The following is a 15332-nucleotide window of genomic DNA, read 5'->3' as shown; positions in this document are numbered from 1 at the left end:
AAAAGGTTGGTCTAATCGCAGCTCAAATCGCGCAGAGCCTCAATCGCCATGTCGACTTCCTCGGCCGTATTGAAGTAACCAAACGAGAACCGAACCACGCCCTGGCGCTCGGTTCCCAGCGCGCGGTGCATGAGCGGAGCGCAATGGGCACCGGGGCGCGTCGCAATCCCCCACCCCTGCATGAGCGCGTCCGAGATCTCGGCAGAGTCGATATCACCCACGTTGAGCGAAACGATCGCCGAGCGTGCTGACTGGTCGAAGGCACCGTAGAGTTTGATTTCCGGAATCTCACGAACACCGGCGAGAAAGCGATCGGCCAGGGCGCGTTCGTGAGTCGCAATCGCTTCAACTCCACCCTGTGCCTCGATAAAATCAAGGCCTGCGGAAAGGCCCGCTATGCCGTGACCGTTGAGCGTGCCCGCCTCGAGCCGCGTGGGCCACTCCATGGGCTGCAACGCATCGAAGCTGTGCACGCCCGTGCCACCCATGGCCCAGGGCGCCACGTCGACGTCCTCCGCCACGGCCAGGCCGCCGGTGCCCTGCGGGCCCATGAGCCCCTTGTGGCCGGTAAAGCACACCACGTCGAGCCCCATGGCCTGCATATCGATATGCGCCGTACCGGCAGACTGCGAGGCATCGACGATCACAAGCGCACCCGCGGCATGTGCCAAGGCCGCCACGCGCGCAATGTCGACCGCGTTGCCGGTCACATTAGAGGCATGCGTCACCACCACGGCACGCGTACCGGGCGTGACCAGCCGCTCGAGCTCGTCATAGTCGAGCACGCCGTTCGCGTCACAGCCCGCATGCTCAACGGTCACACCCCGCTCCACTGCCAGGCGGTTGAGCGGACGCAGCACGGAGTTGTGCTCGAGCACCGTCGTGACCACGCGGTCGCCGGGGCGCACCACGCCACAGATGGCGGTGTTGAGCGCCGCCGTAGAGTTGGGCGTAAAGCACACATGGTCCGCCCTCGGGCAACCTAAAAGGCGCGCGAGCTTGGCACGGCAACCGTGAATCGTACGAGCGGCATCGAGGGCACCCGACGTGGCGCCGCGCCCGGCATTGCCGAGCGAGCACATCGCCTGCGTCACGGCATCGATGACCGTCTGCGGCTTGTGCATGGTCGTCGCCGCGTTATCCAGGTAGATCATCGCACGACCTCCCACATATCAATCACGGTATAGCCCTCGGTGGGAACGCCCGCCGCGGCGAGTTCGCCGCGCAGCAGCTCCTCATCGGCAGGCAACGCCTTCCACGCCAGACCACAGCCGGCAGCGACCTCCCCGGGCACGGGAATCGTTCGCCCGGGAAGGCCGCGCTCGATGCACAGGGACTCGCAGCCCATGGCGGCCGCCGTGGTGGGAAACGTGATGACAAGCGCCGGGCGCTTCTCCCTCATGGCAACTCCAACCAATACGCTACGGGCGCACGACGCGCACGGCCTGCTCCATCTTCTCCACGATCACGTACATGTTCGTGACCTCGCCCACCGCGAGCTGGTCCTTAATGCCAAAGTGATCGAGGCAGGTGCCGCAGGTGAGAATCTCGACACCCTGCTCCGCCAAGCCCTTCAGGTCATCGAGCACCGGCGAGCCCTCGACGGTGAGCTTGGCGCCGCCGTTGTAGAACAGCATGGTCGCGGGCAGCTCCTCCTGCTGCGTCACGGCAAAGATAAACGCCTTCATGAGCTTGTGGCCCAGCTCGTCGTCGCCGCGGCCCATGCAGTCGGTGTAGACGGAAATGACGAGCTTGCCCTTGCCGGCGCTGGCATCACAGAAGGCAGCGCCATCCTGCTCTGGATCGGCCACGGCAACGGCGCCAGAGGTCGCCACGGTCACGTGCCACTCGGCGTCAGAAACCTTCTCGACCGAGGCCGTGCAACCTTTCTCCTGCGCCATCTTGGAGATGTTCTTGACGGCGGTCTCGTTGTCGACCGAGGTCACCACAGCACCCTCGCCATCAAGCTGCTTCAGAGCTTTGAGCGTCTTGACGACGGGCAGCGGGCAGGCATCGCCCATGGCATTGACTTCAATCTTGGTAGACATAGCAAATTCCTTTCGAAAGAGCCGTTCTAGAGAACGGCAAACAGTTACATAAACGTGCGGGCTAGCGAACAACGCGGACGGCAGGACCGCCCGGCTCCGCCTCGCACACGCGCCCGACAACGGCCGCGATGCGCCCCTCGGCATGCAGGCGACGCGCAAGCCCATCCACATCGGCAGCAGGCGCCGCGATGAGCAAACCGCCCGAGGTCTGCGGATCGTACAGCGCATCCAACCTGCCCGGCTCCAGGTCCTCGTCGGCAGCCACGCGCGGGCCAAAGAAGTCCTGGTTGCGGTAGGCACCGGCAGGAATAATGCCCAGACGCGCCATATCGAGCACCTGGTCAAAGAGCGGCACCGCCCCCGACGCAAGTTCAATCTGCACGCCCGAGCCCTCGGCCATCTCGCACGCATGCCCGATCAGGCCAAAGCCCGTGATGTCGGTGCAGCCGTGAAGCTCGAGTCCCTCGGCCAGGCGAATCGGGGCCTCGTTGAGGGTACACATCGAGTCAAACATGGCTGCGGCCTCGTCCTGCTCGATGAGCTCGCCCTTAATGGCCGTGGTGATGATGCCCGAGCCGATCGCCTTGGTCAGCAGCAGAACATCGCCCACGCGTGCGCCGCTGTTGGCGAGCATGTGGTCGAGTGGCACAAAACCGCTCACGGACAGACCGTACTTGGGCTCGTCGTCGTTGATGGTGTGGCCGCCCGCGATGGAGCAACCCGCCTCGACGCACTTATCGGCACCGCCCGCCAGAATCTGACCGGCAACCTCAACGCCCAGGCAACTGGGTATGCAAAGCAGGTTCATGGCATGGCTCGGCCGCCCGCCCATGGCGTAGATGTCCGACAGCGAGTTGGCCGCAGCGATCTGGCCAAACAGGAACGGGTCATCGACCATCGGTGGGAAGAAGTCGATGGACTGCACGAGCCCCAGGTTCTCCCCTACGCGGAAGACGCTCGCATCGTCGGAGGTATCGAACCCCACGAGCAAGTTGTCGTTATGCACATTGGGTAAGTCGCCCAGGACCTGGGCGAGGGCTCCGGGAGCCAACTTAGCGGCTCAACCGCTCGCGGCCGTCATGGACGTGAGCCTCATGGTGTCCTTAGCCATACGAACCCCCTTCCAACAAATCAACGACTTTAAGTATACGCGCCAGGCACGCTTCCCAAGAGACCGCCGACGGCTCGAACGTCGAAGGCGGAGCCGCAAGCGCCTGCGCGATAGCATCTGCCAGTGCGCGCTCAAACAACGGAAGGTCGGCCGCCACGGGCGTGTCGACATCCGTCATACGCGGCGACGCCACCCACGTCACGGGAGCACCGGGAAGCATCGCCTCCATCCAGGGACGAACGCCGGGCAAATCGGTCGCCACAACTTTGCAGCCGCACGCGAGGGCCTCGATCGTCACGAGCGGCAGACCCTCGTAAAACGAAGGCAGCACAAAGACGTCGGAACTGCGGTAAGCACGCACGAGCCCATCGCTATCCAGGCGCCCCGCCAGCGTCACCGGCACATCCGAGGCCGCGGTCAAGCGCTCAATACGCGCGTACTCGGCATCGTCCCCGCGGCCGCCCACAAGTACCAAGCCAGATGGGCAGACGTCATCGTCAATCGGCAATGACACGGCTCGAACCAGCGACTCGACGCCCTTTTTAAAGCAAATCTTACCCACGTACACAAGCGATCCCGGCTGCCTCGCCACGCTTGCATCACGGCAGAAGACGCGATGGTCGTAGCCCGTCCCAATCACGTGGATGCGATCGACATCGACGCCGCACACCAGGCCAATCTGCTCAGCCTGCTCAGCATGGAGCGCAAAGACGGCATCGAGCCGACGAACCGCGCTTACGATGCGATCGCGCTCGAGCGCATGCGAACGCAGCTGGCGCAGGTCGGTCGAATGGCATACGGCAACAACCGGCACGCCCCGGACGCGCTCGCGCGCCAATGCGGTCACCAGATACAGGTGATGGCAGAGCACCAGATCGGGCCGAAACTCAGCCACCGCCCGATCGATTGCAGCAGCAAATGCCCGCTCAAACGCCTTGAGCATCGAAGGCGTCAGGTCACGGTAGCGTGTGGAGGGATAGGGCATGACATCGGACATACCGCAGATGGGAAACGGCAGCTCGGGCGACTCGAACGGTACGGCAAACACGGCAGCACGCCGGTCCAGCTCGCCTTGGGTATCACCCGGTGCCGCGCCGCAAAGCACGGCGGCGCGATGCCCCGTCTCGATCTGCTCGCGCACGAGCGCGGCAAGGTAGGTGCCGCTGCCAGTGCTATCTGGTTTTTGTGCCGAGATATTGAGGATGCGCATGTCGCGGTACACCCCTAGGCCAAGGCGGCGGCGCGGACAGCCGCGCCGATCGCTCCGGCAAAGCGAGCCTGGGGCGAGGTGGTCACCGGCGACCCCAGTAGCTCGCCCAACCGCTCCACCACGAAAGCGTTCTCGCACAGGCCACCGGTCAGGTAGTACGGGGCGCCCGCGGCCTGCCCAGCCATGGTCGCCACGCGCGAGACCACGCTGTCGATCACGCCACGCGCAATGTTCTCGCGCGGCTCACCGCGACCGATCAGGCTGATGACCTCGCTTTCGGCAAACACCGTGCACATGCTGCTGATCTTGGTGGGCTCGCCGGAACGTGCCAGGTCGGCCATCTGCTGCTGGGAAATGCCTAGGCGGTCGGCCATGATCTCCAAAAAGCGCCCCGTGCCGGCGGCGCACTTGTCGTTCATGGCGAACTTTGCCACGCGGCCGCCCTTGAGTTGGATGACCTTGGTATCTTGGCCGCCCACGTCGATCACCGTGCCCTGCTCGCCAAACAGGCGGACCGCACCGGCACCATGGCAGGTGATCTCGGTCACTACCTTGTTGGCATAGGGCACCGCGACACGGCCGTAGCCAGTCGCGACCACGCGAACATCGTCGCCCGTCACGTCATAGCCGGCTGCGGCGAGTTCACCGCGTAGGCGCTCGGCCGCATCGACCGACGAATACCCCGTCGGCATGACGCAGGTCCACGCAATGGCGTTGTCCGTCTCCACCACCGCAGCCTTCGCGGCCGTCGAGCCTATGTCGATACCAATGCCAACCACGGCATCCTCCTTCTATGCGGCAAAGCAGCTATCCCTTTGCCGCATTTGTCCTACAGGGTCTCGATAAAGGCAGCGATGCGCGTCTCGATCTGGCCCATGTCGCCGTTGCTGTAGTCGGTCTCAATCTTCATGTACGGAATGCCCGCACCCTCGACAGCTTCCTGCATGTGTGCGCTCTCCACGTTAAAGGTATGGCACGCCTGGAGCACGCTCTCCACTACGCCATCGACGTGATACTTCTCGCACATGGCCAGCGTGTTTTCCATACGACCGTCGTTGGGCGTCATGACCGAGCAGTTGATATCCAGGTAGCGGTCGGCGATGGCGCGCAGGATATCGGGAGCCTCCGGGTCGATCATCATGGCCGCCGTGCGCTCGCCCGAGCAGTCGTCCATGCACACGACCACACCGCCGTTGGACTCGATAGTACGGCCGATCTTGTTGATCACGCCGCCCACCGGGCAGCCAGTGATCAGAATGCGCTTGGCATCCGCCGCAACCGGGCGCTCGCCCGCGTCGTAGGTCTCGCGCAGCTTGGCAACCTTTTGCTCCAGCTGCTGCGTATAGGCCTCGATATCAAAGCTGAACGTACCGGCGAACATGGTGCTCATCAGGTCAACGCCGCTCATGGCAGCCGGCTGGTTGGCCTGCAGCGCAAACACCTCGAGCTGGGCCGCACGCAGACGGTTGCGACGACGGACGGCAGCGCGCAGGTCATCGTCGGTAATCGTGATGCCGTAGAAGCCCTCGAGCTCCTCCTTGAGCAGGCGGCACTCCTCGTACCAGCCTTTACGCTCGTAGGCGCGATCGCGACCCTGCGGAAGATGCAGAATGTGCGTGCGCTTGAGCTCGTTGAGCAGTTCGTACATCTTCTTCTTGCCGTCGCAGGTTGTCTCGCCGATGATCATGTCGCTAAAGTACGTAAACGGGCACTTTTGCGAGTAGGCAAAGCCGTACGTCGATTTGATGAGCGGACACAGATTTGCCGGCAGCACCTTCTCGGCCTCGGGAATCACCTCGTCGGATGTGCCGCACAAGGCCACACTTGCAGCGCCCGCGGCATCGATAATCTCGAGCGGCGTATAGCTGCACAAAAAGCCGACCAGGCGATTGCCGGCCTGTTTGTAATCCTTGACGCGAATAAACGCCGCCTTGCGCTGCTCGTTGAACTCCTCAAACGTGGACGGCAACGGCTGCTCAATATTTTCCGACATATAACTCCTTAACAAACCTTTTAACCAACCAAGGAAACGGCTTTCCCAGGTGCCCGAGGTTGCCGTGAAAGAGGAGCGTCGCGTACTTTGATTCGCAGGCGACGGTTTGAACGGCAAGATCGGGTGCCTGGGAAAGCCGCCGGGACGGATAGCCCTAAATGGTTTCCAAGAAAGCCTCCATCCTGGTTTGCAGTTGGCCTGCGTCCTCGCCGGCGTAGTCGGTCGTGATGTGCATAAGCGGAATGCCGGCCTCCTCGGCAGCCTTCTCCACGGCAAACGACTCCATCTCGTAGAGCGTGCAGAACTGCAGGGCCACGTCGACAATGCCGTCGGCATGCAGGTCCTTGGCCATCTGGACAATGTCCTTCATACGCTGGTCGTTGGGCGTAAAGACGGCACAGTTGATCTTAAAGTAGCGCTCGGCGATGGCGTCGAGCATCTCGTCAACCGTCTCGCCGGACTCGTCGACCAGATCCTTGTAGTAGCGCGAGCCCGTGCAGGACTCCTCGCCTACCACAACGCCGCCGGCCTTCTCGATGAGGTTGAACAGCTTCCAGTTGGGCACGGCCATGGGCGTGCCGGTGTACAGGATGCGCTTGGTTCCCTTGGGCGCCACGCCCTCTCCGGCCTCGACACGCTGCTCACACTCGGCCGCCATATCGTTGATGGCTCCGGTCAGACGCGGCGTGTCGTCCATAAAGGCGGCCTGAACGGTCAGCAGGCTGTCGAGACCGCTAATGGGCGCTGGGTCGGCAGCGCGCGTGGCAGCGAGGCGCTGCAGGGCGCGACGCTTCTCATTGACGGCGCGGATGGCGGCCTTCAGACGCTCAGGCGTAATCGTGACGCCGCACTCTTCCTCAATCTTGGCGGCGAGCTTTTTAACCTCGGCCTTCCAGGTCACGAGCGTCGACTCGTCGTGCACGTTGGGAATATCCATGACGTACATGTTCTTTTGCGTGGCAAAAAACTCGTAGGCCTTCTTCTTGCCATCGCAGGTGTTCTCGCCTACCACCAAGTCACTCGACTCAATGTAGGGGCAGACCTCACCCAGCTTAAAGCCGGCAAAGCTCTTGATAAGCGGACAAGTGTTGCGCGGCAAGTGCTCCTCGACCTTGTCCGTTGCCCAATCGGCACCCGAGCACAGACCAACGGGAATGCCGTCACAGGCAAGCACGATCTCCTCGGGCACGTACACGCAGAACGAGCCCACGATCTTGGTGGCCTCGCCAGCCTCTTTCTTGTCGAGCATCTCCTTAATGCGGCCGCTATGGATGTTGGTGGCCACAAAGTCCAAGTAGGACGTGGACTTGGGGCGGTTGTTCTGCGACAGGAACATGTCCCCGTACATCTGGCCCACGGCGCCCAGCAGCATGTCGTGGTCGGCAAGATTCATGCCGAGACTCTCCCACATCGGATGGAAATCGAATTCTTCAGCCATGACGGTTCCCCTCTCGAACCAAAAACGGATAACGACGGTATCGATGCACGACGGACGGCGATTGCCCGGCCATGCTCAAACCCGGAATTTTAGGGAACCTGCCTTGCGGACGGTTATTTAGTTGTGCGTCGTCTCTCCCGGAGCCGTGAACATACCTGCTCATATGCGGCTCCGAGCCATATACAGGGCGCGCGCGGCAACGCGGCGAATGTATGTCGTCTGCGGCATGTGCGCACCTCCTTTACAAGATAAGGTCAACTATATCAACGGTCATCGACCATGCGAACACCGTTGACATTCGTACGACAGCCTCGTGTGCCGTCGTTTAATAAATAATTATCTTGATTGATAAGAGTTTGTCATCCTTCATTCGGCGAACGGCAAGACAAAGCCGCCGAGGCTTATATCCCCGACGGCATTACCCGGCGCTATCGACAAACCAAGTGGATCTTACTCGCATCGAAATGCATGCGCAGGGTCTCGTCGGCTTGCGGCAGCCCGTCGGCAGCTACGTTCACTTTGTTGACCTTCCACTGCAGACGCGTGGGCGCATCAGTACGCGGCACGTCCAACAGCACCAGGCGCTCAAAGCGTGAATCGCTCACTCGGGCCACGTGCAAATCATAGCTGTTGCGACCCCGCTCCGCGCGATTGTCAACATGGAAGTAGCTTGCGCGAATGCCCAGGTACGCCACATTATCGGGAACCTCGCGGCCCACGTTGAAGGTCATGCCCCAGTCGAGGGCCTCAACTTCTTCGTCGCCGATCTTGCGCGCGCGGCTCGTATTCTTGCAGCCCGTCAAGCGCAGCGCGGCTAACGTCTGCGGATGACGGACCACGTCCTCGACGGAGCCGATCTCCTCCATATGCCCGTCGTGCATCACACAAATGCGCCGGCACAGGCGGCACGCTTCGTCGATGTCGTGGCTCACGTAGAGCACGGTACGGTTGCATACATCGAACAGATCGAGCATGTTCTGTTCGAGCGCGCTCTTAAGATAGGAATCGAGCGCGCTCATGGGCTCGTCGAACATAAAAATGCCCGGATGCGCCGCCACCATGCGCGCAAGCGCCACGCGTTGCTGCTGACCGCCCGAGAGGCGCGCGGGGTAGCGGTCGGCAAAATCGGCCAGACCGAAAATGCCCAGATAGCGCTCGGCGAGCTTTTTGCGCGCGGCGGCGTCACCCGCATCCTTAACACCGGCGCAAACGTTATCGGCCACCGTCATGTTGGGAAACAGCTGATAGTTTTGGAACAGCAGGGCGCATTTTCGCTCCTGGGGCGACAGGTTGATACCCGCCGCCGAGTCAAAAAAGGTCACGCCGTTGACGACGATCTTGCCCTCGTCGGGTGTCTCCACGCCGGCAATGCAGCGCAACGTGCAGCTCTTGCCGCAACCCGAGGCGCCCAGCAGCGCCACACGCTCCTCGCCGGCATCGAGCTGAATGTCGAGGGTAAAGCCCGGATAGCGCTTTTTGATATCCAGAACGAGCGACATGGCTTATCGACCTCCCTTTGCGACCGCGCCATCGCGCATAAGCTCGGCCAGCGCCTCGCGATCGATACGCAAGGCATCACCGCCCACCGGGTCAAGCGAATCGCCCTGTCCGGCGAGCTCTTTGGCCTGCTTGCGCTCCGCACGGGAGAGACCGCGCTCGCGATACTTTTGAGAATGCGCCGTGTACATGTTGATGAATAGGATGACCAGGAAGCTGAACGCTATTACGACCACGACCCAAAAGAGAGCCACCGACGTATTGCCGCCCATCCACTCAAAGTAAATCGCAATGGGAATGGTCTGCGTAATGCCGGCGTAGTTGCCCGCAAAGAACAGCGTGCAGCCAAACTCGCCCATCGCGCGAGCGAAGGCGAGCACCGTGCCCGCCGCGATTGAGGGCCAGCCGAGCGGCATCATGAGCTTGGCAAAGATGCGACGTTCGGACCACCCCAAGGTTCGCGCGGCGTCGAGCATCTGCGTGTCGAGGCTATCGAAGGCTCCGAGCGCCGTGCGGTAGACCAGCGGAAACGACACAACGACAGCCGAAATGACCGCCGCGGGCCAGGTAAAGACGATCGAGATGCCGTGCGCGATGAGCCATTGGCCCACCCCGATCGAGCGGCCAAACAGCATGAGGAGCAGAAAGCCGCAGACCGTGGGCGGCAGCACCATAGGAATCGTAAAGACCGAATCGAGCAGGCCCTTGATGCGACTCGAGGTACCCATAGTCTTCCACGCGGCAAACAGGCCCAGTGCAAAGGCAATCACCAGGGCAAGGCCGCTCGTTTTGATAGACACCCAAAACGGGCGGTAGTCGATGCCGCCTAAAAAGGAGGCCAGAGAGGTCAAGGGCCCCTGCTCATCCCGCAACACGACAGACGATGCCTCTACCATTTGAGCGCTATCAAGCCAACGCGCGCCGCCCTTGGCATCACCCGAGGCCGATGCAATCACCACATAGCGGTCCCCATCCGCACCGCGCTCGTCAAAGCCATAGGTATAACCGCCGGCATCAAACGTTGTTTCCGCCGTAACATACCAAGGAAGATCAACGTCCCCTAGCTGCGCACCTCCCATGGAGTTTGCGCTGTCGAGCTCGCAGACGAGGGCCTTGAGACCCGATACGCACTCGTTGTCCTGCGGATCCAATCCAAACTTCTCGACCGCCTTGGGCGATATCCACACCACAACGCGATCGGCAGCAGGCGCCACTACAAGGTCCACGTCCTCGTCAACGGGAAACCGGTAGCCCTCAGGCTGGCCCTCCATGGCACGAGCGGTCCCCTTGGCCAACCGCTCAAAACCCTCGATCCCATAGGAAAGCCCATGAGCGGTCGCAGCAACCTGGGCCCCGTCCTCAGCGTCCCCAGCAATCGCAAATCCCGGCACCCAGCAAAGCGCGAAGGTCAAAGCACAGGCGACAAGCATGCGGAATCTATTAAGCACGAAAAGCTCCAAGCGAATACAAGGACGGAGTGAAACACAAAACGATGGAATTATCGCGCCAAGCCGCACTACGCGGAAAGCTCAAAGCCGTACTTAGCCCAAATCTTCTGAGCCTTCTTGTTGGACAGGCAAAAGTCGATGAACGCCTTAGCCTCGTCGGCATGCTCGGAGCTCTCGGCAACGGCGCCCGGATACACGATGGGCTTGTGCGAGTCCTCGGGGCACACGAAGGCCTCCTCGATGCCGTTGTAGCGGTAGATGTCAGAGCTGTAGACAAAACCGGCAACGCAGTCGCCTGTAGACACATAGGCGGCGGCGGTACCAACTTTGTCTGCCAGTGCGACCTTGTCGGCGATCTCGGGCGCATACTCGCCGTCGTCGCCCTCGGTGCCGGTATAGAGGCCCACAGAAGCCAGCGCCTGGTTGGCGTACTTGCCGGCGGGAACGGTCTTGGCGTCGCCAATGGCGATCTTGCCGTCCAGATTCGCGACGTCGGCGATGGCCTCGACCTTGGTGTCGGAGCCCTCGGCACGAATGATCACGAGGTCGTTGACGAACATATCCTCACGCGTGTCGGCATCGACGAGCTCGACGGTCTCAGCGTCATCCATGGTGCCCTTGGAAGCGGTGATGAGCACGTCGACCGTGGCACCGGCACGCATCTGCTCAACGAGGTCGCCAGACGCCTTAAACTGCGTGTCGGCAAAGGTGGTACCGGTCTGCTCGGTGTAGAGCTTCTGAACCTCGGGCAAAGCCTTCTCGAGCGAGTTGGCGGCAAAGACCTGCAGCTCGACGGTTTCCTTCTTGGAAGAGGCCTTGGCGGAGCCGGCATCGGAGCCGGTCGCCTCAGGCTCCTTGTTGCCGGAGCAGCCGGCAAGCCCAAGGCCGGCAGCGGCGACAGTAGAGAGCGAGACGAATCCGCGGCGAGAAACCATATCGAACATGTTCAACCCTTTCGGACCTTGTGCCCGGGTACCCCACCGCGGGCTTTATTCTGTAATTAAATTATACTTCGGTGCGAATAATGATTATGAGAAATTATTCTCTTATGAGAATATAGCTTCAGGCATGCCTACAGAATGCCGTCCCCTTGGGCGCAAATAAAAAGCGGAGCAGCCGTTCAGGTCACTCCGCCGCAGGTAAATCGCTTAGTTGGTATGTCCGCCGCCCGCTGTCATCTGAGCCGCATGCTCCAGCTGGTCCGCTATGGCCTCCCAGCTTTCGCGAGCGGCCTTCGTAGAACCGGGAAAGTTTACGACAAGTGTATGACCTCGTTGCATGCAAATAGCGCGCGAGAGCATGGCGCGGCGCGTCTTGGTCATCGAGTACGCACGGATCGCCTCGGCAATACCCGGCACCTCGCGATCGCAGACGGCACGCGTCGCCTCGGGCGTCACATCGCGCATCGAAAGCCCCGTGCCGCCGCAGGTGAGCACGACATTGGCGTGGCACTCATCGGCGGCTTCCACAATAGCATCACCAATCTCGCTGACGTCATCGCGCGCGACCACATGCGAGGCGACCGTCCATCCCTGCGCCTCGATAAGCTCCTCGAGTGCGGCACCGGCCTCGTCCTGGGCAAGGTCCCGCGTATCCGAACACGTCACGATCGATATCTTCAGCTCCATAGCATTCCTCCTACAACACGGCGCCCTCAGGCAGGTCGACACGCACGACATCCACGACGTCGCCCGCCTTGAGCTCGCACGGACCTTCGTCAATACGCAACAGGCAGTTGGCCCGCTGCATCGTGCCGAGCAACGCCGAATTCTGCGTCTTGGCCTCGGTCACCAACAGCTCACCGGTCTCGGAGTCGCGCAAAACCGTGGCGCGATCGAAGAAGCGGCGATGCTGTCGCTTTTTCACGCCGTGCGTGAGCGTCGCCTGCTGCACGGGACGCGCCCCCTCGGCAAAACCGCGCATCTTGCGAATCGCCGGGCGCGCGAGCATCTCAAAGCCCACATACGCCGCCGCGGGATTGCCCGAAAGCCCCAGATACGGCTTGCCGCCGAGCAAGCCAAACGTGATGGCCTTGCCCGGACGCATCGAGATGCGGTCAAACAGCACCTCGCCCTCGCGCCGGACGAGCGCCGTCACGAAATCGTAATCGCCCGCCGAGGCGCCACCGCTCGTAATGACAAAATCGCACTCCTGCACGGCACGATGCACCAGCTCGGCAATCGCCTGCTCATCATCGGGCGCAATGCCGTAGAACACGGGCTCGGCTCCTGCATCGAGCGCCTCGGCCATCAACGCCGACGAGTTGGAATCGCGAATCTGACCGCGCGCCGGTACCTTACTCGGCGTGACCAGTTCCGTCCCCAGCGAGATAATGCCCACGCGCGGAGCGGCATGCACCTTCACGCTCGCATACCCGGAGCTCGCCAGCAAGCCGGCGCCCGCCGGTGCCACAACCTCGCCGACACGCATCACGATATCGCCGGCATGCGCCTCCTCGGCGGCAGAGCGAACGTTCTCCCCCACCTTGGCAGGCGCCGAGAACCTCACACGCGAGCCCTCGTTGCCATCGCCGTCGAGCACATCAACGATCTCGTATTTCACCACGGCATCGGCACCTTCGGGCACCGGCGCGCCCGTCATGATGCGGACCGTCTCGCCCGCGCCAATTGTGCCCTCAAACACATGGCCCGCGGCCTCGTGTCCGATAACGTCGAGCGTCACCGGCGCCTCACCAGATGCCTGCGCCAAATCCGCCGAGCGCACGGCATATCCGTCCATAGCGCTGTTGGCAAACGGCGAGATGTCGATATCGGCCACCGCGTCCTCTGCCAAGGGAAGACCGACGGCCTGCCACACGGGAATCTCGACAACTTCGGTGCGATTCACGTGCGACAAGACGATCGCCTGTGCGTCCTCCAACGGAATGAGTTTCTCAGCCATATGCACCTCTAGCATGCTGCGGCGCGCAACAAAAGCGCCGATTCTTTATGTTTATCTCAGTATAATCCCTCGCCGCCTGCTCAAGACCTCGCCCGCGGCCGCGAATACATCTGTCGGCCGCAAGCCGCGAAACAAAACCAAAACCAACCTGCCGGTTTGTCACGTATGGCACGTTCTATAATGCTCGTGTTGCAACCCAAAAGAGGAACGTATGGCTTATACCGACAAACCCGAAAGCGCAAACGAGGCGCAGGATCATTCCCAGTCGCTCGACGACGGCGGCTTTTTCTCCCTTAATGACGTCATCATGGCAGGCAGGCAACAGCTCACCCGCTCCGAGCATCTCTTGGCTGCCGACACGCGCCGCAACGCCCGCAACCTACTCGCGAGCGCCAAGTTGCTCGCGCTCGTCGTCATCGTCTCGCTCGCCATGGGCGTTGCCGCTTGGGCGTTTTTGGCCTCGCTGAATATCGCGACCGACTATCGCGAGCACCACGCGTGGGTCTACGCCTTGCTTCCTGTTGTGGGCGTTGCCACCGCATGGGTGTACAAAAACCACGGCCTTGCCGCCAAACGCGGTAACAACCTGGTCATCGACTCCGCTCTGAGCACACGTCTCATCCATATGCGCATGGCCGTCCTTACCTTCGTCTGCTCCACGCTCACGCACCTAACGGGCGGATCTGCCGGTCGCGAGGGGGCCGCGGTGCAGATTGGCGGCACCATCGCCAGCAACATCTCGAACCTCGCCCACCTCAAAAAACATGACCACCACGACCTCATGCTCGCCGGCATCTCGTCGGCCTTTGGCGCCGTATTCGGCTCGCCCCTTGCTGGAGCTTTCTTTGGCATGGAGATGTGCTTTATCGGCAAGATCGACTACACCGCGGGCATCTACTGCCTGGTCGCCTCGTTTACCGGCTACTTTACGTCGCTTGCCTTGGGAACCGAGTACGAGGCGAATGTCATCGCCAGCGTTCCCAACATGACACCACGAACGGTTGTCATCGTTGTTATCAGCGCCATTATCTTCGGCCTGACGGCACGCCTCTTTGCCTGGTCGGTTCGAACCGTCAAAAGCCTGTACGGTCGCTTTATCACCAATTACCTCGTCCGCGCACTCATAGGCGCACTCGTGGTTTTGACCGCCTATGCCCTCCTCGACGCCTGGGACTACGCCGGCCTTTCCACGTGGCTTTCCGGCGCAGGATTTGCAGGTAACACCACCCTGGCGGACGCAGCCATCAAGTTGGTCGTCACAGCGCTTACCCTGGGCGCGGGCTTCCAAGGCGGCGAGGTCACGCCCCTGTTTGGCATCGGTGCGGCACTCGGTGGCTGGATCGGTTGCCTTACCGGGCTTGAACCCAGTTTTCTGGCGGCTCTCGGCATGCTCGGCGTGTTCTGCGCCGGCCTCAACGTGCCCATCACCACCTGCATGATGGCCATCGACCTGTTCCACGGCACGGCCGCCGGGTTCTTTGTCATCGTGGCCTTTATCAGCTACCTAACCGGCGGACACCGCGGCGTGTACCCTGCCCAGCGCATCATCTCACCCAAGCGCCGTTCGCTTATTGTGGATGAGGGCGGTACGGTAGCGGATGCTATCGAGCGCCACAACGACCTGATAGAGTAGATGTAATAATCGCCGTGCAGCCACAATCGGGGGCAATTCGACCTGAGCGCGAC

Annotated in this window: 14 protein-coding genes; 1 reads left to right on the top strand and 13 read right to left on the bottom strand. The window is 61.7% G+C overall.

The genetic code is table 11. The features are described 5' to 3' along the window. Window positions 1-11 precede the first annotated feature (11 nt). From CHY22_RS00360 to glp, 13 genes are all read right to left on the bottom strand, one after another. Window positions 12-1154, bottom strand: a complete 1143-nt coding sequence (locus tag CHY22_RS00360; protein WP_089571624.1) for an aminotransferase class V-fold PLP-dependent enzyme — start codon at window positions 1152-1154, stop codon at window positions 12-14. Next, window positions 1151-1402, bottom strand: coding sequence for a DUF3343 domain-containing protein (locus CHY22_RS00355; RefSeq protein ID WP_022095212.1), 252 nt, complete (start codon window positions 1400-1402; stop codon window positions 1151-1153). The genes CHY22_RS00360 and CHY22_RS00355 overlap by 4 nt, the downstream gene beginning before the upstream one ends. A 19-nt stretch (window positions 1403-1421) precedes the next feature. Beyond that, entirely contained in the window at window positions 1422-2048 is a 627-nt protein-coding gene (gene yedF / locus CHY22_RS00350; protein ID WP_089571623.1) for a sulfurtransferase-like selenium metabolism protein YedF, read from the bottom strand. 61 nt (window positions 2049-2109) lie between these two features. Next, the gene (selD, locus tag CHY22_RS00345) at window positions 2110-3159 is read right to left on the bottom strand and encodes a selenide, water dikinase SelD (RefSeq protein WP_089571622.1); all 1050 of its coding nucleotides are present in this window, start codon (window positions 3157-3159) and stop codon (window positions 2110-2112) included. Then, window positions 3152-4369: a glycosyltransferase family 4 protein gene (locus CHY22_RS00340; RefSeq protein WP_089571621.1), complete on the bottom strand. Its 1218-nt coding sequence runs from the start codon at window positions 4367-4369 to the stop codon at window positions 3152-3154. The genes selD and CHY22_RS00340 overlap by 8 nt, the downstream gene beginning before the upstream one ends. A gap of 14 nt (window positions 4370-4383) precedes the next feature. Then, entirely contained in the window at window positions 4384-5148 is a 765-nt protein-coding gene (locus CHY22_RS00335) for an acyl-CoA dehydratase activase (RefSeq protein ID WP_089571620.1), read from the bottom strand. A gap of 50 nt (window positions 5149-5198) precedes the next feature. Next, window positions 5199-6362: a double-cubane-cluster-containing anaerobic reductase gene (locus CHY22_RS00330; RefSeq protein WP_089571619.1), complete on the bottom strand. Its 1164-nt coding sequence runs from the start codon at window positions 6360-6362 to the stop codon at window positions 5199-5201. A 154-nt stretch (window positions 6363-6516) separates the two neighbouring features. Then, window positions 6517-7800, bottom strand: a complete 1284-nt coding sequence (locus CHY22_RS00325; RefSeq protein ID WP_089571618.1) for a double-cubane-cluster-containing anaerobic reductase — start codon at window positions 7798-7800, stop codon at window positions 6517-6519. A 428-nt stretch (window positions 7801-8228) separates the two neighbouring features. Next, entirely contained in the window at window positions 8229-9299 is a 1071-nt protein-coding gene (locus CHY22_RS00320) for an ATP-binding cassette domain-containing protein (RefSeq protein ID WP_089571617.1), read from the bottom strand. A 3-nt stretch (window positions 9300-9302) separates the two neighbouring features. After that, a complete protein-coding gene (modB, locus tag CHY22_RS00315; RefSeq protein WP_233502800.1) occupies window positions 9303-10745 on the bottom strand; it encodes a molybdate ABC transporter permease subunit in 1443 nt (480 codons plus the stop codon). Between the two features lie 68 nt (window positions 10746-10813). Next, window positions 10814-11689: a molybdate ABC transporter substrate-binding protein gene (gene modA / locus CHY22_RS00310; protein WP_089571615.1), complete on the bottom strand. Its 876-nt coding sequence runs from the start codon at window positions 11687-11689 to the stop codon at window positions 10814-10816. Window positions 11690-11893: 204 nt separating this feature from the next. After that, window positions 11894-12373: a MogA/MoaB family molybdenum cofactor biosynthesis protein gene (locus CHY22_RS00305; protein ID WP_089571614.1), complete on the bottom strand. Its 480-nt coding sequence runs from the start codon at window positions 12371-12373 to the stop codon at window positions 11894-11896. A gap of 10 nt (window positions 12374-12383) precedes the next feature. Next, window positions 12384-13646, bottom strand: coding sequence for a gephyrin-like molybdotransferase Glp (glp, locus tag CHY22_RS00300; RefSeq protein WP_089571946.1), 1263 nt, complete (start codon window positions 13644-13646; stop codon window positions 12384-12386). A gap of 211 nt (window positions 13647-13857) precedes the next feature. Here glp and CHY22_RS00295 point away from each other — a divergent pair, with 211 nt between their 5' ends. Then, entirely contained in the window at window positions 13858-15279 is a 1422-nt protein-coding gene (locus tag CHY22_RS00295; protein WP_195403958.1) for a chloride channel protein, read from the top strand. The last annotated feature ends 53 nt before the right edge of the window (window positions 15280-15332 follow it).

Source organism: Collinsella sp. TF06-26 (assembly GCF_002232035.1).
GTDB lineage: Bacteria > Actinomycetota > Coriobacteriia > Coriobacteriales > Coriobacteriaceae > Collinsella.
Note: the sequence above shows the minus strand (reverse complement) of the source record. Positions and strands in the feature narration are given on the sequence as shown.

Coding starts and splice junctions, on each gene's coding strand:
- glp (WP_089571946.1), bottom strand. CDS start 13,646: ATGGCTGAGAAACTCATTCCGTTGGAGGACGCACAGGCGATCGTCTTG.
- CHY22_RS00320 (WP_089571617.1), bottom strand. CDS start 9,299: ATGTCGCTCGTTCTGGATATCAAAAAGCGCTATCCGGGCTTTACCCTC.
- CHY22_RS00330 (WP_089571619.1), bottom strand. CDS start 6,362: ATGTCGGAAAATATTGAGCAGCCGTTGCCGTCCACGTTTGAGGAGTTC.
- CHY22_RS00305 (WP_089571614.1), bottom strand. CDS start 12,373: ATGGAGCTGAAGATATCGATCGTGACGTGTTCGGATACGCGGGACCTT.
- modA (WP_089571615.1), bottom strand. CDS start 11,689: ATGTTCGATATGGTTTCTCGCCGCGGATTCGTCTCGCTCTCTACTGTC.
- CHY22_RS00340 (WP_089571621.1), bottom strand. CDS start 4,369: ATGCGCATCCTCAATATCTCGGCACAAAAACCAGATAGCACTGGCAGC.
- CHY22_RS00295 (WP_195403958.1), top strand. CDS start 13,858: ATGGCTTATACCGACAAACCCGAAAGCGCAAACGAGGCGCAGGATCAT.
- CHY22_RS00360 (WP_089571624.1), bottom strand. CDS start 1,154: ATGATCTACCTGGATAACGCGGCGACGACCATGCACAAGCCGCAGACG.
- CHY22_RS00355 (WP_022095212.1), bottom strand. CDS start 1,402: ATGAGGGAGAAGCGCCCGGCGCTTGTCATCACGTTTCCCACCACGGCG.
- CHY22_RS00325 (WP_089571618.1), bottom strand. CDS start 7,800: ATGGCTGAAGAATTCGATTTCCATCCGATGTGGGAGAGTCTCGGCATG.
- yedF (WP_089571623.1), bottom strand. CDS start 2,048: ATGTCTACCAAGATTGAAGTCAATGCCATGGGCGATGCCTGCCCGCTG.